General features: G+C 40.0%; 20 protein-coding genes and 1 pseudogene. 5 read left to right on the top strand and 16 right to left on the bottom strand.

Annotated features, from left to right (window positions below; genetic code table 11):
* Nucleotides 1-34: 34 nt before the first annotated feature.
* A complete protein-coding gene (locus BN4609_RS09810; RefSeq protein ID WP_068856530.1) occupies nt 35-844 on the bottom strand; it encodes a glycogen/starch synthase in 810 nt (269 codons plus the stop codon).
* 232 nt (nt 845-1,076) lie between these two features.
* Between BN4609_RS09810 and panC the strand changes: the two genes are divergently transcribed.
* The 4 genes from panC to BN4609_RS09790 all read left to right on the top strand — a co-directional run bounded on the left by panC (nt 1,077) and on the right by BN4609_RS09790 (nt 4,205).
* Nucleotides 1,077-1,928: a pantoate--beta-alanine ligase gene (gene panC / locus BN4609_RS09805; protein ID WP_068856529.1), complete on the top strand. Its 852-nt coding sequence runs from the start codon at nt 1,077-1,079 to the stop codon at nt 1,926-1,928.
* 5 nt (nt 1,929-1,933) lie between these two features.
* Nucleotides 1,934-2,278, top strand: coding sequence for an aspartate 1-decarboxylase (panD, locus tag BN4609_RS09800; RefSeq protein WP_068856528.1), 345 nt, complete (start codon nt 1,934-1,936; stop codon nt 2,276-2,278).
* 74 nt (nt 2,279-2,352) lie between these two features.
* Complete coding sequence (dnaB, locus tag BN4609_RS09795; protein WP_021994059.1) at nt 2,353-3,882, top strand: replicative DNA helicase; 1,530 nt, start codon at nt 2,353-2,355, stop codon at nt 3,880-3,882.
* 29 nt (nt 3,883-3,911) lie between these two features.
* The gene (locus BN4609_RS09790; protein WP_068856527.1) at nt 3,912-4,205 is read left to right on the top strand and encodes a PqqD family protein; all 294 of its coding nucleotides are present in this window, start codon (nt 3,912-3,914) and stop codon (nt 4,203-4,205) included.
* 118 nt (nt 4,206-4,323) lie between these two features.
* Here the strand turns inward: BN4609_RS09790 and BN4609_RS09785 are convergent, their stop codons facing one another.
* From BN4609_RS09785 to BN4609_RS09715, 15 genes are all read right to left on the bottom strand, one after another.
* Nucleotides 4,324-4,797 (bottom strand): S24/S26 family peptidase, encoded by a 474-nt coding sequence (locus BN4609_RS09785; protein WP_068856526.1) that lies wholly within the window; start codon nt 4,795-4,797, stop codon nt 4,324-4,326.
* Complete coding sequence (locus tag BN4609_RS09780) at nt 4,773-5,669, bottom strand: hypothetical protein (RefSeq protein ID WP_068856525.1); 897 nt, start codon at nt 5,667-5,669, stop codon at nt 4,773-4,775. Before BN4609_RS09780 ends, BN4609_RS09785 begins: the two co-directional genes overlap by 25 nt.
* A 32-nt stretch (nt 5,670-5,701) precedes the next feature.
* Nucleotides 5,702-6,136 carry a hypothetical protein gene (locus tag BN4609_RS09775; RefSeq protein ID WP_068856602.1) on the bottom strand — a complete coding sequence of 145 codons (435 nt, stop codon included), beginning with the start codon at nt 6,134-6,136 and terminating at the stop codon, nt 5,702-5,704.
* Nucleotides 6,137-6,146: 10 nt separating this feature from the next.
* Nucleotides 6,147-7,010: a sigma-70 family RNA polymerase sigma factor gene (locus BN4609_RS09770; protein ID WP_068856524.1), complete on the bottom strand. Its 864-nt coding sequence runs from the start codon at nt 7,008-7,010 to the stop codon at nt 6,147-6,149.
* Between the two features lie 147 nt (nt 7,011-7,157).
* Nucleotides 7,158-8,633, bottom strand: a complete 1,476-nt coding sequence (locus tag BN4609_RS09765) for a Do family serine endopeptidase (protein WP_068856523.1) — start codon at nt 8,631-8,633, stop codon at nt 7,158-7,160.
* 416 nt (nt 8,634-9,049) lie between these two features.
* Nucleotides 9,050-10,489, bottom strand: coding sequence for an NADH-quinone oxidoreductase subunit N (locus tag BN4609_RS09760; protein WP_068856522.1), 1,440 nt, complete (start codon nt 10,487-10,489; stop codon nt 9,050-9,052).
* A gap of 13 nt (nt 10,490-10,502) precedes the next feature.
* Entirely contained in the window at nt 10,503-12,008 is a 1,506-nt protein-coding gene (locus BN4609_RS09755; RefSeq protein WP_021992478.1) for a complex I subunit 4 family protein, read from the bottom strand.
* Between the two features lie 57 nt (nt 12,009-12,065).
* Nucleotides 12,066-14,045, bottom strand: a complete 1,980-nt coding sequence (locus BN4609_RS09750) for an NADH-quinone oxidoreductase subunit 5 family protein (protein WP_021992477.1) — start codon at nt 14,043-14,045, stop codon at nt 12,066-12,068.
* Between the two features lie 5 nt (nt 14,046-14,050).
* Nucleotides 14,051-14,359 carry an NADH-quinone oxidoreductase subunit NuoK gene (nuoK, locus tag BN4609_RS09745; protein WP_021992476.1) on the bottom strand — a complete coding sequence of 103 codons (309 nt, stop codon included), beginning with the start codon at nt 14,357-14,359 and terminating at the stop codon, nt 14,051-14,053.
* A 2-nt stretch (nt 14,360-14,361) separates the two neighbouring features.
* Nucleotides 14,362-14,877 (bottom strand): NADH-quinone oxidoreductase subunit J family protein, encoded by a 516-nt coding sequence (locus BN4609_RS09740; RefSeq protein ID WP_068856521.1) that lies wholly within the window; start codon nt 14,875-14,877, stop codon nt 14,362-14,364.
* Nucleotides 14,878-14,891: 14 nt separating this feature from the next.
* Nucleotides 14,892-15,419 (bottom strand): NuoI/complex I 23 kDa subunit family protein, encoded by a 528-nt coding sequence (locus tag BN4609_RS09735; RefSeq protein WP_068856601.1) that lies wholly within the window; start codon nt 15,417-15,419, stop codon nt 14,892-14,894.
* Between the two features lie 45 nt (nt 15,420-15,464).
* Nucleotides 15,465-16,547, bottom strand: a complete 1,083-nt coding sequence (gene nuoH / locus BN4609_RS09730; RefSeq protein WP_021992473.1) for an NADH-quinone oxidoreductase subunit NuoH — start codon at nt 16,545-16,547, stop codon at nt 15,465-15,467.
* 28 nt (nt 16,548-16,575) lie between these two features.
* Nucleotides 16,576-18,144 carry an NADH-quinone oxidoreductase subunit D gene (locus BN4609_RS09725; protein ID WP_021992472.1) on the bottom strand — a complete coding sequence of 523 codons (1,569 nt, stop codon included), beginning with the start codon at nt 18,142-18,144 and terminating at the stop codon, nt 16,576-16,578.
* A gap of 12 nt (nt 18,145-18,156) precedes the next feature.
* Nucleotides 18,157-18,813, bottom strand: coding sequence for an NADH-quinone oxidoreductase subunit B (locus tag BN4609_RS09720; protein ID WP_021992471.1), 657 nt, complete (start codon nt 18,811-18,813; stop codon nt 18,157-18,159).
* Nucleotides 18,804-19,154 carry an NADH-quinone oxidoreductase subunit A gene (locus BN4609_RS09715; RefSeq protein WP_021992470.1) on the bottom strand — a complete coding sequence of 117 codons (351 nt, stop codon included), beginning with the start codon at nt 19,152-19,154 and terminating at the stop codon, nt 18,804-18,806. The genes BN4609_RS09720 and BN4609_RS09715 overlap by 10 nt, the downstream gene beginning before the upstream one ends.
* 1,342 nt (nt 19,155-20,496) lie before the next feature.
* Between BN4609_RS09715 and BN4609_RS09710 the strand changes: the two are divergent.
* Nucleotides 20,497-21,204: pseudogene (locus BN4609_RS09710) on the top strand (site-specific integrase); the annotation flags it as partial.

Raw genomic sequence — 21,204 nt, 5'->3', positions numbered from 1 at the left:
GTATGTTAATCTTATTTATTAATACTGCCACGCTCTATTTGGCAGATAGTATTTTGTCGTACAATGATTTATAACTGTCTATATAATTATCTGCGGAATGTCTTAAAACATCCTTTTTATTATCTATTGCATACTGTATCAACGATGCGTTGGCATTTTCTTCCGCTTCTATAACAGCATCACTATAATCTATTGCAAGCTTACCGAGCTCGGTGAAATCAAAGTCATCTCTGTACGCCCCCAGCGTCTCGGCAGAAACATTACGTAATTCCAAGCTTTTCTTGAAATTCTGTCCGATACTGTTTTCCAGCTTGTCTTTAAAAATCGATGTTACTATTTTTGTGTTTGCAAAAGTAGGCTCATTGCTATATGCGAGTTTCACGTATATCGGTACAATTGCGGACATCCATCCCTGACAATGGATGATATCCGGAGTCCACCTAAGCTTCTTCACCGTTTCCAGCACACCTCTTGCAAAAAAAACAGCCCTTTCACCATTATCTTCATATTCTTTGCCGGATTCATCACATGCCATTTGGCGCTTCATGAAGAAATCATCGTTATCAATAAAATATACCTGCAATCTTGTCTGCGGTATTGATGCGACCTTTATTATAAGAGGATGATCCGTATCGTCAATAATCAGGTTCATACCAGAAAGACGTATCACCTCGTGCAACTGTCCTCTGCGTTCATTTATATTCCCCCACTTGGGCATAAACGTACGAATCTCATAACCGTTCTCCTGCATTTTGTTTGAAAGGTCACGCCCCATGCAGGACATCTCGGACTTAGGAACATAAGGATAGATTTCCTGGTTGATAAATAAGATTTTATTTGCCATGCTTTGAATTTTATATGTAAAAACATGAGTTTAAGAAACGACATGCGCTCACTCTCATGCATATTTTCGCAAAGATACTAAAAAAACTTCATATATCATGATATATTAAGAAAATACGCCATTATTAATTGATTAATTGGTATATTTTCAGATTTATTCTTTCTTGTTTAAGAAAAATGTTGTTATTTTGCAAAGGCAACATACATCATTATTGTGTAAAGCATAAATTAGCATGAAGTTATGTAAAAAGATTGTTGAACTCCAGAATGAATTGTTTGAAGTTCGCAAAAAGGGACAATCGGTTGGTTTGGTCCCTACAATGGGAGCACTTCACGACGGACATGTTTCGCTTGTAAAGCGCAGTATTGCAGAAAACGACGTCACAATTGTATCTGTTTTCTTAAATCCGACACAATTTAACGATAAGAAAGACCTTGAGCGTTATCCGCAAAATCTGGATGCCGATTGTGAGCTGTTGGAAAAGTGTGGAGCCGACTATGTCTTCGCTCCTACAGTGAAAGAAATGTATCCTGTTCCGGATAAGCGCAGGTTTGACTTTCCTCCGGTTACATCAGTTATGGAAGGTGCGCATCGCCCCGGACATTTCAATGGCGTGTGTCAGGTGGTTTCCAGATTATTCTACATAACAAAGCCCGATGCGGCATATTTTGGAGAGAAAGACTGGCAGCAAATTGCAGTGATAAAGCAACTTGTGAAGAGTCTTGGATTGAAAATCAAGATTGTTGAATGCGAGCTTATAAGGGAGGAAAGCGGACTTGCAATGAGTTCAAGAAACGCTCTTCTTACAGCGGAGGAGCGCGATGTGGCATCAAACATATATCGTGTATTAAAGGAAAGCGTTTCATATGCGACCAGTCATAGTGTTCAGGAAACACATGATTTCGTTGTAAATAGCATAAACACTTATCCGGAATTAAAAGTTGAATATTTCTCAATAGTAAACAATGATACGCTTGAGGATGTAGCCAAATGGGATGACTGTCAGGGCATTTCCGGTTGTATAACTGTATTTTGCGGCAGAACGCCGATAAGACTTATTGATCACATAGCATATAAGGGATAAAAGACATGATGATAGAAGTTTTGAAGTCGAAATTACATTGTGTAAAAGTAACAGAGGCTAACTTAAATTATATGGGCAGTATAACCATAGATGAGGATCTTATGGATGCTGCAAACATGATTGAAGGTGAGAAAGTTCAAATTGTGGATAACAATAATGGAGAGCGTTTTGAAACATATATCATTAAAGGTGAACGAGGAAGCGGATGTATATGTCTAAATGGCGCCGCAGCAAGAAAGGTGATTGTAGGAGACACAATAATTATCATTTCGTACGCGTTGATGGACTTTAATGAAGCCAAAACATTCTCACCGACAATAGTATTTCCGGAGAATAACAGAATATTATAAAGTAAGGAACTATCATATCTGGATATCAAGGATTTATAAAAATCATATAGTGCTCATATTCTAATTTATACAGTATGCCCGAAAAGAGCTCAAATAACGAAAAGATAAATAAGAACAAATCCAAGTCCAAGTCATCATTTGACAGCACATACGGACACTTACAACCACAGGCATTGGATGTAGAGAAGGTTGTTTTAGGAGCACTGATGATTGACAAAGACGCGTTTTCTGTCATATCGGAAATTCTGAATCCGGATACATTTTACGAGCCTCGTAACAAGAAAATATTTACGGCAATCCGTTCTTTAAATATGAATGAATATCCCGTTGATATAATGAGTGTTACGGAGGAACTTAAAAGAGAGGGAACCTTGGAGGATGTCGGAGGTCCGGCTTATATAATAGAGCTAAGTTCTCACGTCGCATCGTCTGCTCATATAGAATATCATGCCCGCATATTGGCACAGAAATTTCTGGCAAGGCAGTTGATTTCATTTGCGAGCAACATTGAGACGAAAGCTTTTGATGAGACTGTAGACATAAATGAACTGATGCAGGAGGCTGAAGGTAGTCTGTTTGAGTTGTCTCAAAGAAACATGAAAAAAGACTATGTTCAAATAGATCCGGTCATTACAAAAGCCGTTGAAATACTCCAAAAAGCATCGGCAAACAGTGGAGGTCTTACCGGTGTACCGACAGGATTTGCAAAGTTGGATGAGAAAACAAGTGGATGGCAAAATTCCGATTTGATTATTATCGCAGGACGTCCTGCGATGGGTAAGACCTCATTTGCACTTTCATTGGCGAAAAATATTGCTGTTGACTATCAGACTCCCATTGCCTTCTTTTCTTTGGAAATGAATAATGTGCAATTGGTGAACAGGCTTATTTCAAACGTATGCGAAATACCTGGAAACAAAATGTTAAACGGACAGCTGTCTCCTGATGAATGGGAAAGGCTTGACAAAAACATACGAAGGCTACAAGGCGCTCCTTTATATATCGATGACACTGCAGGATTATCCATATTCGAATTGCGGACAAAGGCAAGACGACTCGTAAGAGAAAAAGGAGTTAAAATTATAATGATTGACTATCTGCAATTGATGAATGCAAGTGGCATGAGATTTGGAAGCCGACAGGAAGAAGTCTCTAAAATATCCCAATCATTGAAAGGATTGGCAAAGGAACTTGACATTCCTATTCTGGCTCTTTCACAATTGAACCGTACCGTAGAGAATCGAGAGGGTCTTGACGGAAAAAGACCGCAATTGAGCGATTTGCGAGAATCAGGAGCTATAGAGCAGGACGCAGATATGGTTCTATTCGTTCACAGACCAGAGTATTATCATATTGTCGAAGACGATAAAGGTAACGATTTACGAGGAATGGCGCAAATAATAATTGCCAAGCACAGAAAAGGCGCGACAGGGGATGTGCTTTTAAAATTCCGTGGAGAATTTACCAGATTTCAGGATCCGGATAAGTCATACAATAAGGCGGACGCACCGTTTGACGCAGAGATTATTGGAAGTAAAGTAAATGGTGGTGTTGATTCTTTTGATCCATTACCTTCAGACAGTCTTGACGCTGTTCCATTTTAGTTTTAAACAATAAAATTAATCATTAGAAGATGAGAATAAAGAAAGATTTTAATTTGAGAGAGGTTTGCGGTGAATACATAATCGTTGCAGAAGGTAAAGAGAATATAGATTTCTGCAATATTATAAGTATGAATGAAAGCTCTGCTTATCTGTGGAAAGAAATACAAGATAAGGATTTTGATGCTGAATATCTGGCTGAATTACTTACGAATCAGTATGATGTAGATAAAGAAACTGCACTAAAAGACGCGAATAATCTTGTGAAGCAATGGATTGACGCCAGGCATCGTAGAGGCTGTATAATAATGGTGAACATGCTGTGAAAATAAAATGCCTGCCATCAAATACAGACAATGATGGCAGGCACTGTAATTTCTTATATTCTTAAAATACTGCTTCACTGTACATTATTAAAATAAAGTCTGTCACATGAAATCACAATCATTGTAGTTTTCTGCATCTTCTGTAAATTGCAAGCAAATAACGTCTTACAGGAATAAGTCTTGTCCAGAAAAAAGAATAGACAATCCATTTCCATCCATTGGTTTTATCAAGCCTGGAGCTTCCTTTTCTGTAAAAACCGATGGCGAATCCTTTCACATCATCAATCTTACAGTACTCGCAATTCAAATTTCCGTCACCACGTAAAACAACATTGTCTGACTCAATCTTAATAATTCTATGGAGGACATACACTCTTGGAGCTATTTCTGCAAGGACGACATCGCCACGTTTCAGATTACGGGCTTTAGTCAGAAGTGCTTTGTCTCTGTTATCCTCCAAGAATGGTCTCATGCTAAATCCCCGTAACTTCAATGTTACAGTATGTCCTTCTTCCATTATTTTAACAACATCAGGAATGAAAACATTATTTGAATAATATTTTTCCTTTATTTCGAAATTGTCCTGTGGCATATTACTGCAGCCTCTTTATCTGGTAAACAATGAAGTGTGTATATATTTGTTCTTTCTATAAGTAATGAAATGGTAGAACATATATTTCCAAATATAACTTTATCCCATTTCATTGTTGAACATGATGGCAATAACGAAGCAAACGCTTCTGTTGGCGACAATTTATTTATACTATTACGCTCAGCTCTATCAATCCGTGTTATTCCACCAAGTTTAACTTTTATGTTACGATAACATGGAGTTTTTCCACTCCACGGACTTCCATATAAATATGGTATTCCGTCTATAATCCTTATAATAGGATTATCATCATTAATGAGCTCACATTCGGGAATATACCTGAGCCATAATGAGGAATGGGTGCTTTTCCCGGTTCCGCTCTTTGCGATAAATGCGTAGGCGTAATTTTTATGGCATACAGTCGAAGCATGTATTAGAAGAGTATTGTTAAAGCTTCCTTTGAAAGCGAATACAATCATAAGTGCATTATTCAAGCCAAACATTCTCATGTTAGTATTGCCATTTAGGGCGCATCTACAATATGAGAAATCATTGTAGGCTTGAAGAAGACAGCAGTTGTGTCCATTTATGTTATTTATGATATATTGGTATGTGCCAGATGCATCTTTGCTTTTACATACAGAGATAATTCCATTACCGGTATCAAAATCTCCTATTTTTTCAAGATTATCTTTATCTATTGGGATAATAGAATCATCTACAGTAAGCTCAAAAAAAGGTTCTTCACATGCTGTCTCTGTTTTGAACGGAGAGAAAGAAGGAAGAAGATATTCATTATTAATATCAGACTTTTTGAAACTTATTTTTATATAATATTCTGCTATTCTATAATAATGAATGTTCTCTTCCATATTTATTCAATAAAAAAAGATTATAATATTTATTATTTACTTTCTTCTTTTTCCTCAGCAGCCACATCGTCCGGTACTATAGGTATATACCTGAACTCATTTGCCGGAATATATTTTATATTAAGAGCTTTGCTGTTTATATATTTCTTCTTTAGCTTGGAATACTTCTTCTCAATGTCTTTTCTCTTTTTTGCATAGGAAGTTACGCATGTCGGATATGCCACTCCCTTATTTCTCATGTAATTACGCAACTGATACGAATAGTTATTTCTGCTGTATAGGAATCCTGTTTTACTGTCTACCCAGACAGAGTCTATCTCCATAATATCCGTAAAGTATATTGTTGAATCATTAAATGATGTAACAACTCCGTACATATAGAGTTTTGTGCGCTTATTTGCTGCATTAATGGTTAATACGAAAAATAAAATAAACAAAATCCCCAAATATATAAATTTGTTTCTCATATTGTTTTCTTTATTGTCCAAGATATGTTTTTAAAATTTTATTCTTTGTGTTTTGGCGCAACTTCCTTATGGCCTTTTCTCGGATTTGCCTTACACGTTCTCGGGTCAGCCCATATTTTTGACCGATTTCCTCTAATGTACATTCAGGCTGGTTAATTCCGAAGTATGCCTCAATTACATTCTTTTCGCGCTCATTCAATGCATTAAGCGCACATGCAATCTCATCACGTAATGACTGTAGAACAAGGTTATTATCTGTATTCGTGGACAAATTGTTTGGCAGAATATCAATGTAGCTCGTATTATCGCTGTCAGCGAGAGGCGCATCAACAGAGATCTGACGCTTATTCATCTGCATTGCATCTATAATCTTGTCTTCTGGAATATCCACCTTTTCCGCTATTTCATCAATACTTGGATGCCGTTCGTTTTCCTGTTCAAACTTATTCAGCACACGGTTTATTTTGTTCACAGAGCCAATCTGATTCAGTGGAAGTCGGACTATACGACTTTGTTCTGCAATTGCCTGCAATATACTCTGCCGTATCCACCACACGGCATATGATATGAATTTAAATCCTCTTGTTTCATCGAATTTTTCTGCAGCCTTAATCAATCCCAGATTACCTTCGTTTATCAAATCCGGCAAACTGAGTCCTTGATTCTGATATTGTTTCGCTACAGATACAACAAATCGCAAGTTGGCTTTTGTTAGTTTTTCCAAAGCCTTCTTGTCCCCATTTTTTATCCGGCGCGACAGTTCTGCCTCTTCTTCTACCGAGATAAGTTCTTCATGTCCTATTTCCTGCAAATATTTATCCAGTGAAGCACTTTCCCGGTTGGTAATTGATTTTGTGATTTTTAGTTGTCTCATCAAGGATGACTTTTTAAGTGTGTAACGCTGCAAATTTAACAAATAAATTTTAGAATGGCAAATATTTCTTGTTCCAATTAAGAAAGAAAAGAGTATGCGGTGAAATTATGAATCACCACATACTCTGTTGTTAAATATCATGTCAAATCAATCTTCCTGCAAAGGAACGGCGAAATAAGCTTTCTTACCTGTAGGATAAATTCCCTGAATGTACAATACCGGGTCTTTACTTGTCGAAGCCTCCTTTACTATCTGCTGTAAATCCTCGATTGATTTTACAGCAAAATCATTGACTTTCTGTATGATAAAGCCTTTGTTTATTCCCGCTTCCTTAAGTTTTCCATTATTCACCTTGATTACTTCCAGACCGTTACCTATATTATACTGCCGTTTCTGAGAAGTTGATATTTCCCTGAAATTACCTCCAAGTATGTCAAGATCTATTTTCTTAACAACTCCGGTATTTCCCTGTTCATTCTTTAATGTTGCGTTCTTAGAATATTTTTTCTTGTCACGCAGATAGCTGATGGTGACCTTGTCTCCCGGACGTTTTGTTGCCAACACTTCCTGAAGCTCTGCCATTTTCTTGACTTGTTTACCATCAATAGCTGTAATGACATCACCATGTTTGAGTCCCATTTCAGCTGCAGCACTTCCATCAGTTACCGAGTCAACATATATTCCTTCCATCGTACCAAGCTCCAACTCGTTACCCTCTTCCTTCTGAGCGTCAATATATCTCTTGACATCCGTTCCACTGATTCCTATTACAGCACGCTGAACCGTACCATATTTCTTGAGGTCATCAACGACTTTATTCATAATTGATGTAGGAATTGCAAACCCATAACCACTGTATGAGCCTGTTTCTGAATACAACATTGCATTGATGCCGATAAGTTCACCTCTTGTATTTACAAGCGCACCTCCAGAATTTCCTCTGTTAATTGCGGCATCGGTTTGTATAAAGGATTCTACACCTTTTGTATTTACATACAGAGAACGGCTCTTGGCACTAACAATACCAGCAGTTACTGTGTTTGTAAGGTTGAAAGGATTACCTACAGCAAGAACCCATTCACCGACCTTTATATCATCACTGTTTGCTATTGTTATTGCAGGGAAACCACTACCCTCAATTTTTATGAGAGCCAAATCAGTACTTTTATCAGTTCCTATGATACGGGCAGAATATTCCTTGTTGTCATTAAGGGTAACAGTAAGTTCATCCGCTCCTTCTACAACATGGTTATTCGTTACGATATAACCGTCTGACGAGATGATTACTCCTGAACCACTTCCCTGACTTTTCGGGGTTCGTATCTGACGCTTCTGCGTACCTCCCCCCTGCGGATTTCCAAAGAAACCGAACGGATCGGAGAAGAAATCACTGAAAGGATCACTTTCCACTTCCACAGTCTGGACTTTGCTGTTGCGCGTATTTAAGATATGCACGACTGATGGCAAAGATTTTTCCGCTGCATATGTAAGATCTACCGGCTGACCGGGTGCGGAAGCAGAAGTTGATGAACAGGCAGCATTAACTCGTATAAATGAACCTGCAGAGAATGCCACAGCAATGACGCACATAGCGACTATTAAATACTTGGAATACTTTTTCATCTTTTCACTGATTAATTAATTTATTTATAACTTTAATTTTCTCTTCTAATTGTGTGCAAATATATGAGCAAAAATTGTGACAAATGAAATTATGACCACATCTTTATTCCATTTTAACACTACAATTTAACATATTAACGGCTATTAAATTCAGGAAAAGTAAAATTTACAAATGTTTAAATTGACTGTCAGCATTGCTTGTATAGCATGTATCTATCACATGCATCATATGACAGAATGGCAGAGTAAGCATAATAACATTATCACTTAAATATATAAGAAAAGATATGACCTTCACATTATAATATATAATAGAATCAGGTTTAGCCCCTTTTCCTATATGATAAAACAAAAGATTGCACCATTGAGAAACTTAACTCTATGATGCAATCTCTTATTTAAGCTAACAGTATCTTTTATCCAACAGTCTGAGCAATCCAATCATAGAAGAAGCTGAATACTCCAAAGACTAAAATGCCTATTGTACACAATGCAAGAGCAAGCTTTGTATTGCAATCACTCTTAAATGCAGGCAATGGAGCGTCAGTCTTATTGATATACATTGCTTTTACTATAAGCAGATAATAATAAAGACTTATAACCGTATTTATAAGAGCAATGAATACAACAAGATAAGCCCACACTGTACCTGACTGTGCTGCTGCCATAAACACGAAGAACTTGCTGAACATTCCTGCAAAAGGAGGAATACCGGCGAGAGAAAACAACGCCAGCGTCATCAGGAAAGAAAGCTTCGGATTGGTTTGATATAATCCGTTGTAACTTGACATTTCTGTTGTGCCGCCATTCTTCTGCTCTACAACACCGATTACCGTGAATACGCTCATATTGGCAACAACATAGACCAGCACGTAGAACATGAGCGATGACATTGCCATCGCATTGTCACCACAAACCGCCAGCATTATATATCCAGCCTGAGATATTGAACTGAATGCCATGAAACGCTTAAGCTCGCTCTGCCGTATTGCAAAAAGATTGGCAACTGTTATACTGAGTACAATTACTATATAAAGCATATACTGCCAATATTCAATCATAGGTGCGAATGCTTTTACCAAAATAACCATAAGTGTGAAAGCAGCAGCGCCTTTGGATATTACACTCAGATAACCGGTAACTGATGTCGGGGCTCCCTGATATGCATCCGCTGTCCAGAAATGGAATGGAACAAGACTTATCTTGAAACCAAGACCACTAAAGAAGAATACCAGACCCATTATGTTCATCGCAACATTCTCTGAAGAACTCAAAGCTGCTGCAACATCTGCAAAATATAAAGTTCCTGTGCTTCCATATATAAAAGATATGCCATAGAGCATCACTCCACTTGAGAATGTAGCTGTAAGTATGAACTTTGCAGCACCTTCGGCAGAATTGCGACGATATTTGTCAAAGGCAACCATACATGCCATAGGTACCGACGCCATCTCAAGTCCTAAGAAGAACAGCAGGAAATGACCGGAGCTCATCATTACGTTCATTCCAAGCAAAGTGGACAGCACGAGCATGTAGAACTCCCCTTCTCTATTGCGTACATCTTCACGATTGAGCCATAAACGACTCTGAATCAGCACAATCAGAGTACCTGCAGCGAGGATGACTTTCATCACATTGGCAGCAGCTGTTGTTACATACATTTCTCCGAAAGCAGTTCCACTATCTGGTGAAAGAATTGTGGCTACAACCTGTATGAGCATCAGTATACATACAAGCGGATTAAACCACGTCCTGTTATTATTGCGTGATGATATGAAGTCTGCAATAAAAACGATTATCAGGATAGCCACCAATGTGACTTCCGGAACCATATTTAGAAATTGACTATAACCCATTTTTGACTATTTATTATAATGTTGCAATTGCTGATAATGAATGGATATGCTCAATAATAGGACCTACAGAACCACTGATAACGTCACTTGCCCACAAAGGAGCAATACCCAGACCGGCGACGCAGAATATCAGGCAGCATACAGCCACGCGCTCATCCCATGTGGCATCCGTAAGTTCAAGATAATGAGGATCTGCCACTTTCTGGTAAAGAATCTTACCAACAACACGGAGTATATAAACGGCAGTCACAACTATACTGGTACATGCGATAATCGTTGCCGTACGATGGAACATATCGTTATTTGCAAATGAACCTACAAAGATTGTCATTTCTGCGATGAATCCGGAAAAGCCCGGCAATCCGAGGTTTGCAAGACCGGCAATGACATAGCCGACACTAAGGAATGGCATAATCTTCATCAAACCACCCAGTTTACGGATGTCGCGTGTATGCGTACGCCCATATATCATACCGATAAGAGCAAAGAAAAGCGCTGTCATCAAACCATGAGAAAGCATCTGAAGGATAGCTCCTGTGCAAGCTGTCTGCGTCATCATAAGAAGTGCGAAAAGCACCAGACCGCAGTGAGACACTGACGAATAAGCATTGATGTATTTCAAGTCTGTCTGTACACATGCGGAGAGTGCGCCATAAACCACGGATATTGTTGTAAGTATGATAAATATCCAAGCAAGTTCACGGGCAGCATCCGGCAAGAGAAACATTGCTATACGGAAACAACCATATCCACCAAGTTTCATCAACACACCCGCATGCAGCATTGAAACAGCTGTCGGGGCAGACGCATGACCATCCGGTGACCATGTATGAAACGGGAACAAAGCTCCAAGTACACCGAATCCTACAAATACAAACGGGAAGAATACTTTCTGAACATTAGCCGGAATATTGTTCATAGCTGCTATTTCCATGATGTTCATCGTAGTAGCACCGCTGAAATAATATATGCCGAGTATACCTATTATAAGAAGTGCGGAGCCACCCATGAGCATAAGCGTAAGCTTCATTGCAGCATATTCCTTAGGACCACTACCCCATACTCCTATCAACAGATACATCGGGATAAGCGCAACCTCATAGAATACAAACATTGCAAACATATCTGTACATATGAAGAAGCCGAACACTCCTGTAGACAGCAACGTGAACCACAGAAAATACTCCTTTGTGAGCGGTTTGAGCTGCCATGAAGCGAATGTTCCTGTAAAGACAATGATACTTGACAACAGAAGCATGACGACCGAGATTCCGTCTACTCCTATGGAATATGCAATATTCAATGGCTTAAACCAAGGAATGCTATATGTAAACAGCATCGGTGCCGTTTCACCCGCACTACGCATCTGAATGAACGTAATGGTCAGCCAAACAGAAAGCAGCAACAGACACGATGAGCCAGCCACCATCACACCACGTACCTGATTCAGGTTTCGTGATATCCACAAACCCAATAACATCAGTAATGGTATTACAACAAATAAACTTAATATATTCATCTTTATTTATTATCTAAGTATTGACTATATTTTCATTTAATGAAACCGGAGTGTTACTTACAAACACAACAAAATCAGAGTCAGAGCGACTGTTCCGGTCAGGAACCATACGGCATACTGTCTTACATCACCGCTCTGCCAACTGCGTATGCTTTCTCCACCGGCATTTGCTGCCCAAGCCATAAAGTTCATAGTTCCGTCAACAACATGACGGTCAAACCATGCCAAAGGTGTAGAAACACAACGGAATATTATCTTATGTGTCACAAACATCCAGACTTCATCCATATAGAAACGGCGGTAAGCAGCCTCATGCAGACGCGGGAACTTTTTGGCGAGCATATCCGCAACAGGTGTTTTAGCACCTTTATACATAAATGTAGCAAGACCGATACCGCAAAGAGCAAGTACGGTGCTTACTCCTGCAACAGTCCAATTAGTGTGAGTTGCGAATCCGATTCCATTAGCAGAGACATATTCTCCGAATTCAAATATATGTAATGTTCCTGTTATGCCAATCAACAGAGTTATAACTGACAGGACAATAAGCGGAACAGTCATTGTCAGAGGAGCCTCGTGGGGAGCATGCGCACCCTCAGACTTATGTGTCTCATAATAGCTTTCTCCCCAGAAAATAACGTAATAAAGCCGGAACATATAGAATGCTGTCATCGCAGCAATACCACTCATTATAATCCCCATAGGCATAGAGAAATTATAGCAAGCTACTAGAATCTCATCCTTAGAACAGAACCCGGAGAAGAAAGGTATTCCGGCTATCGCAAGACACGAAATCAGGAATGTCAAATGTGTGACAGGCATATATTTGCGCAATCCTCCCATGAATTTCTTCTCATTTGAATGTACCGCATGTATAATGCATCCGGCTCCGAGGAACAGACATGCCTTGAACATGGCGTGAGTAAACAGATGATACATACCTGCCATGTATCCCAACCCATTTACATCCGCATATTCTTCTGTCATAGCAACTTTTCCTATTTCCGGATCAGGCATGCAAACACCCAAGGCTACAAGCATGAAACCTATTTGTGATATTGTAGAGAATGCCAGAACTCTCTTGATGTCGCTTTGGCAACAAGCCACTGCTGCTGCATAAAAAGCGGTGAACGCCGCAATATAAGCAATCACATGCAGCGCCTGTGGTGCGAACTCCACAAAAATAGGGAAAAGGCTTGCCACAAGATAAACTCCGGCGACAACCATCGTTGCGGCATGTATCAGTGCTGAGACGGGGGTAGGTCCTTCCATTGCGTCAGGCAACCATATGTGTAACGGGAACATGGCACTCTTTCCGGCACCTCCTATGAACATCAGGAACAACGATGTAGGAATGATCCATGCCGAATTATGAAGTGCTTCGGCTTGTTCCGGAGTCATTGTTGTCAGATCATAATTGAACGTACCGACATAGAAGCTGTAAAATAATATTCCTATAAGGAAGAACAAGTCAGCGAATCGTGTCACGATAAAAGCCTTCTTCGAGGCTGCCACCGCAGCATGCAAAGGATAATAGAATCCGATGAGAAGATACGAAGACACACCGACAAGCTCCCAGAACAGATACATTTGGAATATATTCGTAGCTACGACCAGTCCCAACATCGACATTGAGAAAAGACTCAAGAACGCATAATAACGCTGAAAACCTTTTTCTCCATGCATATATCCGAATGAATATATGTGTACCATCAGGCTGACAGTGGATATTACGATAAGCATCATAACAGAAATAGGCGTCAGTCTGAAACCGATGTTGAACGTCAACAGTTCGCTGAATTTCAACCATGTGAAATCAAACGCCGTAACTGTCGGATACAGTCCGCTTGAAGCCTCACGTCCTACAACAAGGAAATATTCAATGGCTGTGTAATATGAAAGAACAGTAACTACTGCCAAAGAACACGTACCGATAATTCCAGCTAATTTATGAGACATCTTCATTCCTGCAAGTCCAAGCAAGATGAATGACAATGCAGGCAATAAAAGTATCAGATATACATAACTATAATCCATAACACTTAAAATTTCATGTTTTCAATACTGTTTACCTGATCACTATGGAAATTGCGATAAACATTAATAATGATTGCAATAGCTACTGCTGACTCTGCCGCAGACACACCTATAGAAAACAATGTAAAAAACATTCCTTCCATTTGTCCGGGATAAAGCATTCTGTTGAATGCTGCAAAGTTTATATCAACAGAATTGAGTATCAACTCAATAGATATCAGCATGGCAATAAGGTTACGTCTTGTGACAAACCCGAATACGCCAATAAAAAACAGCAGTGCGGAAAGCACAAAATAATATTCTACCGGTACCATGATTACTTCTCCTTTCTTGAAATTACTATGCCTCCGATAATACATGCCAGCAAGAATACAGATATAAACTCAAACGGAAGTACATACTGATACTTGTCTGCTCCCATTAGAGTATGACCTATCTGGTCCATAGGTATTTCCGTGTCTGGCAACTGCGCAGCCATAGATATGAACTTGTTCTTTAATAAAACGGCAACAACCGTAGCAAACCCTGCTATAGAAAGCAATCCTCCGCATATCACACGTTTTCCACGCAATTTTTCGGACAAGCCCTGAAGGGTATGTTTGCTGACAAGCTGAATTGCAAAAATATAAATAATGGTTACACCTCCGGCATACACAGATATCTGAGCTGCACCCAAGAATGTATAATCAAGCAGGAAATAAAGACCTGCGACACCAAAAAGCACAAACAACAGGAATGTTGCCGCTCTCATTATTCTCTTTGTCGTAACACATACCAAAGCTGAGCCAAGGATGAAGACAGCAAGAATTATAAACATTACCATATTAGCCATTTTTACGTCTCCTCCTATTTCTTTGTATTAAATTTTCCTATCTCAAACTCAGCACCGCCATCTATAATATTGGGTAACGACGGATTATATGTTTTTTCCTTGTCAAGATGCAGCACCAATGAATCGCGGCTGAATGTAGAATTCTCAAAATCGTTGGTAAATATAATCGCATCATGAGGACATGCCTGTACACACAACTCACAGAACATACAATCACCCAAATCGTACTGGTAATCAACGAGACGGCGTTTCTTTTTGCCCTCTTCATCTGTCACCATCTCCGTGGTTATCTTTATAGTGCCGTTCGGACAAGCCTTCTCGCACAACGTACATGCTACACATTTATTATTGCCGTTAGCGTCATGTGGCATTACAAGTCTGCCACGATGTCTTTGAGAGACATGCAATGTCGTCTTTCTGTTTTCCGGATATTGTTCGGTGACCTTTTTTGTGAAATATTCCTTCCAGGTCACACCCATACCGGTGAGCAGGGATTTAATTGCATCCTTAACCTCTCCAATGTATGTTTTACTATTTTCCATTTCTTTGATAGTCAACGAATGTTATAAAATAATACACTATTTATATCAAAAGTGAAGTCCGAATGCTACCACCAATGTCATAATAACCAGATTGAGAAGTGCCAAAGGCATAAGATACTTCCATTCCAGTTTCAGAATCTGGTCGATTCTCAGACGCGGGAAAGACCATTTAATCCACAGCATAATCCAAACAATAAGGAATGCTTTGGCAAGGAACCACACTATACCCGGGATATAATCCATTACAGCATTGAACCCGTCAAGTCCGGCAATATGCAAAGGCATCCATCCTCCGAGGAATATCGTTGCAGCAAGACCTGCGATTATGAACATATTCAGATATTCTGCGAGATAGAAAAATCCGAATCCCATTCCCGAATATTCTGTATGATAACCTGCGGTAAGCTCACTCTCTGCCTCTGCAAGGTCGAACGGACCACGGTTTGCCTCCGCGTTTCCTGCAATGAGGAACACTATAAACGCGATTATCGCCGGTATATGCCCACGGAATATAAGCCAGCCATTCTCCTGTGCCTCAATTATGCCAGACAGCTGCATGGTACCGGTAAGTACTACTGCGGTAATGAGACACAGGCAAAGAGACATTTCATATGAAATCAACTGCACTGCACCACGCATCGCGGACACAACGCTATACTTGTTGTTCGAGCTCCATCCGGCAAGGAATATACCCACAACACCTATACTTGATATAGCTGTCAGTAAAAATACTCCGAGGTTAAAATCCAATATATGAGCGCCTTTATTCCAAGGCATGAACGCAAAAGCTCCCACACTTCCTATGAGTACAAGGAACGGTGCGATGGCATAAAGCAGTTTGTCTGCCTTATCAACAAAGAATATTTCCTTTATAAGCATTTTCACAACGTCGGCAAATACCTGGAATACTCCCCAAGGTCCCACACGCATCGGACCGAGACGGCACTGGAAATATGCACACACCTTACGCTCCATAAATATCAGTACTATAGCCAGCAGCGCATATGCAATGAGTATGAACAAGCCGACAAGCACGCACTCAATCAGGACAGACAGAAAACTGCCCAATCCTAACGTGTCGCGCAGAAGACTGTCAAACCATGTTGTAACTATACTAAAATCAAACATTTCTATAAAATGATTTATTATTTATTAGTTATCTGTCGATATCCGGTATCACATAATCAAGTGTTGCTCCTACTGAAATAAGATCCGCAATTTTCTCTCCCTGCAACATCTCATCAAGAGCTGACACCAGCGGCAATCCCATAGGACGGAATTTCAAACGGTAGGGACTCTTGTCACCGCGGCTGTCAAGATATACGCCAATCTCACCACGGCTTCCTTCAACAGACTTATACCATTGACCTTCCGGCACACGTATAATAGGTTTCTGTTTTATGTAAAAATCACCTGCCGGTATGTTGTCAATAAGCTGTTCGATGATTCTCACGCTCTGCTCCATTTCTTTCATACGAACCATATAACGATCGAAGCAGTCGCCATTGTTAAGGACAATCTCATCGAAATCCACTTTTCCATACATGTCATACGGATGATGCTTTCTCACATCATTGTGCCATCCGCATGCGCGGCCCGTACCACCGGTACATCCATAAGAAACAGCACTGTCAAGCGACAGTTTTCCTACGCCTACAAAACGGTTGTGAAGAATAACATTTCCTGTAAAAATGTCATTATATTCTTTGAACATCGGTTTTATATATGCACAAAGCTTTTTGACATTACTTACAAAGTTGGGGTCTATGTCCGCGTAGCATCCGCCTATTCTATAATAATTCTGAATCAGACGGCCTCCGGTGGTCTCTTCCATTACATTAAGAACCTGCTCGCGGTCGCGCATTCCATAGATAAATGCCGTAAGCGCACCTAAATCCTGTGCACAACATGCATAGAACAGCAAATGCGAATCCAGACGTTGGAGCTCATCCATTATAGTGCGGATATACATTATACGCTCGCTCAGTTCCACGCCCATTGCCTCTTCTATCACAGAGACAAGCGCATGCCGGTTCATCATAGCCGAAAGATAGTCAAGCCTATCTGTCAAAGCCAGCGTCTGAGGATATGTGTAGCTTTCGCACATTTTCTCTATACCGCGATGTATATATCCGCAATGTGGATACACCTTACGTATAACCTCTCCGTCAAGAATGGTCTGCAAACGAAGCACACCATGTGTTGCCGGATGCTGAGGACCGATATTGATTACATAGTCGTCATCTGTAAACAGCTTATGATATGTCTCCTTTATCTTGCCGTTTTCATCGATATTGAATTCTACGGTATAATCTGTCTCAGGGTCGTCTTCAAGCGTATATGTATTGTTTTCAGGACTCATGTCATAATCCTTACGGAAAGGATAGCCTTTAAAGTCTGAGCGAAGATAAAGACGGCGCATATCCTTATGGCCGAGGAACTTTATGCCATAAAAATCGAAAACCTCACGTTCAAGGAAATCGGCAGCCTTCCAAAGGTGGCTTACAGTAGGAATGTATGCGTTTTCACGGTCAGGGTTTACAACCTTCACACTAATGCGCTCATAATTCTTTGTATTCTCAAGAATATATACACATCCGAGTCCTTCCTCACCGAAATCCTCTCCGACAATCGTCACAAGGAAGTCGAAATGCTTCTCGTTTCTAAGTTTTGCCATTTGTACGGCAAAATCTTTAAGTTCAAAAAGTTTATGTTCTAATTTCATATCCTTCCTTTATTATATATTGCTGTCCTTGCCCGTATCGTCAGGAGCAAAGTCGTTTAACATGGACTTGTCTATTTTCCCGTCAACTATTATTGGCTTGTGTTCCTTTCGGTTTACACCACCGAAGAATTTCTCAACCTTCACCTTCCTCTGAAGCTGCATCATTCCATAAAGAATAGCCTCAGGACGCGGAGGGCAACCCGGAACATACACATCCACCGGCACTATTTCATTGATGCCCTTCACAACATGATAACTGCTCTTGAACGGTCCTCCGGAAATGGCACAACCGCCTACAGCAACCACATATTTAGGCTCAGCCATCTGGTCGTACAGACGTTTGAACACCGGCGCCATCTTGTTTGTTATTGTGCCGGCACACATAATCAAATCTGCCTGACGCGGTGAGTTACGTGTGACTTCAAAACCGAATCTCGCGAAATCATATCTGGCACAACCTACAGCCATAAACTCAATACCGCAACAGCTTGTTGCAAAGGTTAAAGACCACAACGAGTTGCTACGTCCCCAATTGATCATCTGGTCCAGAGAACCCGTAACTACATTCACGCCTCCTTCATGAAGCTCCTGCACGATTTTCTCCAGAGACTCATTGTCCTTGAATTCCGAATAAGGAATACTCTTAATGACCGGTTTCTTTACTTCCATTCCAATGCTCCTTTCCGCCAAGCATAAGCCAAGCCAAATACAAGTACCAACAAGAAGAACCCGATACTTACCAGTGCCATGGCACCGAAGTCCTTCACCACTACTGCCCAAGGATAAAGAAACACTGTCTCAACATCAAAAATCAGGAACAGAATGGCAAAAAGATAGTAGCCTACATGTACCGGTATCCATGACGAGCCATGGGTCGGAATACCGCACTCAAAGGGCTCACCCTTTACCTTATTAAATGTACGAGGACCTATGAGTTTTGCAATCACGTAGGCCGCTACTACCAAGAAAACAGCCGTTATTAAAACGGTAATTAACAAGATAAAATACATAAAATATATAAAATATTACGTTTTTGTATTCGAAGACAAATCGTATTCATGTTATTTTTTTAGTGCGTAATAGAATAATTTCTATAACACGAAAGTGTACACTACTGATTTCAACGTGCAAAGTTAATAATAAATATCCGAATAATTCATAATAACAAAAAAAATATTTATTTATGTTTAATCATACTGTGCAGCACATCCGACTTGTAAAGAAAATGTATTGATATAGAGAAGATTACAAGGTATAAATTATAGGAAGCACACAAGAAAAAGACACATCATTTCAGCAGAATGCATACTGTCAGACATACCGATTGATGTGACTAAAGCCTCGGATATTTATTGTCATCCCACCGAAAAACACACCATTAAAAACAACTGTAATGCAACATTTTCTTCTGCACGTTAATCAGAAATGCCAAGTGTCCGTGGACCACACTTTCACAACTATTCCCCAGCCTACCCACATACACCTTTCGCAATGATGTAAGGCGCATGCACTCCTTATTTTATAGAATAACAAGCGCACTGCATCAGAGAAAATCGGGAAACAGTATGGTGGCTGCAATGCTGTATAGACATAAAAAGCGTGAAAGCGCATGTAAGCATATGCATAGCGGTGTTATGCCTTGCTACCCACCAGCCTTGACATATATAATGGCGACGGTCCAATTTTTATACGAACACTCATATTCATCAGAATGCATATTTATGCAGAACGAAAGGTAAAAAATCTTTACATTATTTTTTTACAAAATAGAAACGGCATATGGCAACATTTGCTATCTTACAAGTGTTTTATTATTATAGCATTTCATCATAATTCGTATTTTTCACCACTCGACACGTCATTACATCGGATTATTAGCCCTTCCGATGCCTCGTTTCCTGATTACTATCCCCTCACGGCTGTTATACCATATTCCCAAATGGCATGTTCAATACTCTCAGAAAGCCTTTTCCGCCTTGTCAAACGTACCGTTCCGCATCATGAAAGTACATATAAAAAGTGTTTGAGAGAAGAATGAGGAAAGTTTACTGGTTATCAGTTACTTTCCTCATTTTGGTTAAAAGTGGCGAGGACAGACGAAGACGGGAATACGACAAGTTGAGACAGAGGAACGTTACCTATCCGTAACCTATACCCCAAATGGGAAATGTTGAGGTTCGGAAGAATGAGGAAGGTTACGAATTGAATTTGAACACTCTGATTTATAGTGAGTTACTGATGAGCAACGTAAGATTTTTGGTTACGAACCAAATTTGCCGTGTTCTGCCGTGAAATGCGTAGCAAGAAAAGACTCTTCATGTATTAATTTTGAACGCAAAAAAGAATGACGTTATGAAGAGTACATTTTCAATTATCTTCTACCTCAAAAGACAGGTAGTAAAGAAAGATGGTACTGTTCCAGTTATGGGACGTATCACAGTGGACGGAACACAGGCGCAGTTCAGTTGCAAGACAACTGCCAATCCAGATTTNTTTTCTCAGAACCGAAAAGCACTTGAAGATAAACTCTGCGATGGTGTTTGTCCGCAATCTCCGTGCAATGGTATTCCGCGCCATAGATAATGAGTGGCTCGTAAAAGACCCATTCAGACGATATGAGTACAAGGAAGAAGAGACCACAAGAGAGTTTCTGAGCAAAGAAGAGATTCACCTGTTGATGGAAACACCTATCACAAGAAAGAAGATGAGTATGGTGCGTGACTTGTTCCTGTTCTGCTGTTTTACAGGTCTCGCTTTCATTGATCTGTACAACTTGAAGGAAGAGAACATCAAGGAATTTTTCGATGAAGGTGAATGGATCGTTATCCATCGACAGAAGACAGGAACGGAAGCCAACATCAAGTTGCTTGATTATCCCAAGCAGATTATGGAAAAATACCGTGGATTGTGTGAAGACGGTAGGGTGTTTCCTGTACCCAACTACAAAAGTTGTATGGATTCGCTCAAAAGACTGGGCAAAAAATGTGGTATCACCAAGCCGCTGTCCTGGCACATGAGCCGTCATTCGTTCGCAACCTCGGTTTGCCTCTCCAACGGAGT

Origin of the sequence: Leyella lascolaii (assembly GCF_900079775.1) — a bacterium.
GTDB lineage: Bacteria > Bacteroidota > Bacteroidia > Bacteroidales > Bacteroidaceae > Prevotella > Prevotella lascolaii.
Note: the sequence above shows the minus strand (reverse complement) of the source record. Positions and strands in the feature narration are given on the sequence as shown.

Coding starts and splice junctions, on each gene's coding strand:
- panD (WP_068856528.1), top strand. CDS start 1,934: ATGATGATAGAAGTTTTGAAGTCGAAATTACATTGTGTAAAAGTAACA.
- dnaB (WP_021994059.1), top strand. CDS start 2,353: ATGCCCGAAAAGAGCTCAAATAACGAAAAGATAAATAAGAACAAATCC.
- BN4609_RS09735 (WP_068856601.1), bottom strand. CDS start 15,419: ATGGAAAATAGTAAAACATACATTGGAGAGGTTAAGGATGCAATTAAA.
- BN4609_RS09740 (WP_068856521.1), bottom strand. CDS start 14,877: ATGGCTAATATGGTAATGTTTATAATTCTTGCTGTCTTCATCCTTGGC.
- BN4609_RS09775 (WP_068856602.1), bottom strand. CDS start 6,136: ATGAGAAACAAATTTATATATTTGGGGATTTTGTTTATTTTATTTTTC.
- BN4609_RS09715 (WP_021992470.1), bottom strand. CDS start 19,154: ATGTATTTTATCTTGTTAATTACCGTTTTAATAACGGCTGTTTTCTTG.
- BN4609_RS09765 (WP_068856523.1), bottom strand. CDS start 8,633: ATGAAAAAGTATTCCAAGTATTTAATAGTCGCTATGTGCGTCATTGCT.
- BN4609_RS09780 (WP_068856525.1), bottom strand. CDS start 5,669: ATGGAAGAGAACATTCATTATTATAGAATAGCAGAATATTATATAAAA.
- BN4609_RS09750 (WP_021992477.1), bottom strand. CDS start 14,045: ATGGATTATAGTTATGTATATCTGATACTTTTATTGCCTGCATTGTCA.
- nuoK (WP_021992476.1), bottom strand. CDS start 14,359: ATGGTACCGGTAGAATATTATTTTGTGCTTTCCGCACTGCTGTTTTTT.
- nuoH (WP_021992473.1), bottom strand. CDS start 16,547: ATGTTTGATTTTAGTATAGTTACAACATGGTTTGACAGTCTTCTGCGC.
- BN4609_RS09760 (WP_068856522.1), bottom strand. CDS start 10,489: ATGGGTTATAGTCAATTTCTAAATATGGTTCCGGAAGTCACATTGGTG.
- BN4609_RS09720 (WP_021992471.1), bottom strand. CDS start 18,813: ATGGAAGTAAAGAAACCGGTCATTAAGAGTATTCCTTATTCGGAATTC.
- BN4609_RS09770 (WP_068856524.1), bottom strand. CDS start 7,010: ATGAGACAACTAAAAATCACAAAATCAATTACCAACCGGGAAAGTGCT.
- BN4609_RS09725 (WP_021992472.1), bottom strand. CDS start 18,144: ATGAAATTAGAACATAAACTTTTTGAACTTAAAGATTTTGCCGTACAA.
- BN4609_RS09785 (WP_068856526.1), bottom strand. CDS start 4,797: ATGCCACAGGACAATTTCGAAATAAAGGAAAAATATTATTCAAATAAT.
- BN4609_RS09790 (WP_068856527.1), top strand. CDS start 3,912: ATGAGAATAAAGAAAGATTTTAATTTGAGAGAGGTTTGCGGTGAATAC.
- BN4609_RS09755 (WP_021992478.1), bottom strand. CDS start 12,008: ATGAATATATTAAGTTTATTTGTTGTAATACCATTACTGATGTTATTG.
- BN4609_RS09810 (WP_068856530.1), bottom strand. CDS start 844: ATGGCAAATAAAATCTTATTTATCAACCAGGAAATCTATCCTTATGTT.
- panC (WP_068856529.1), top strand. CDS start 1,077: ATGAAGTTATGTAAAAAGATTGTTGAACTCCAGAATGAATTGTTTGAA.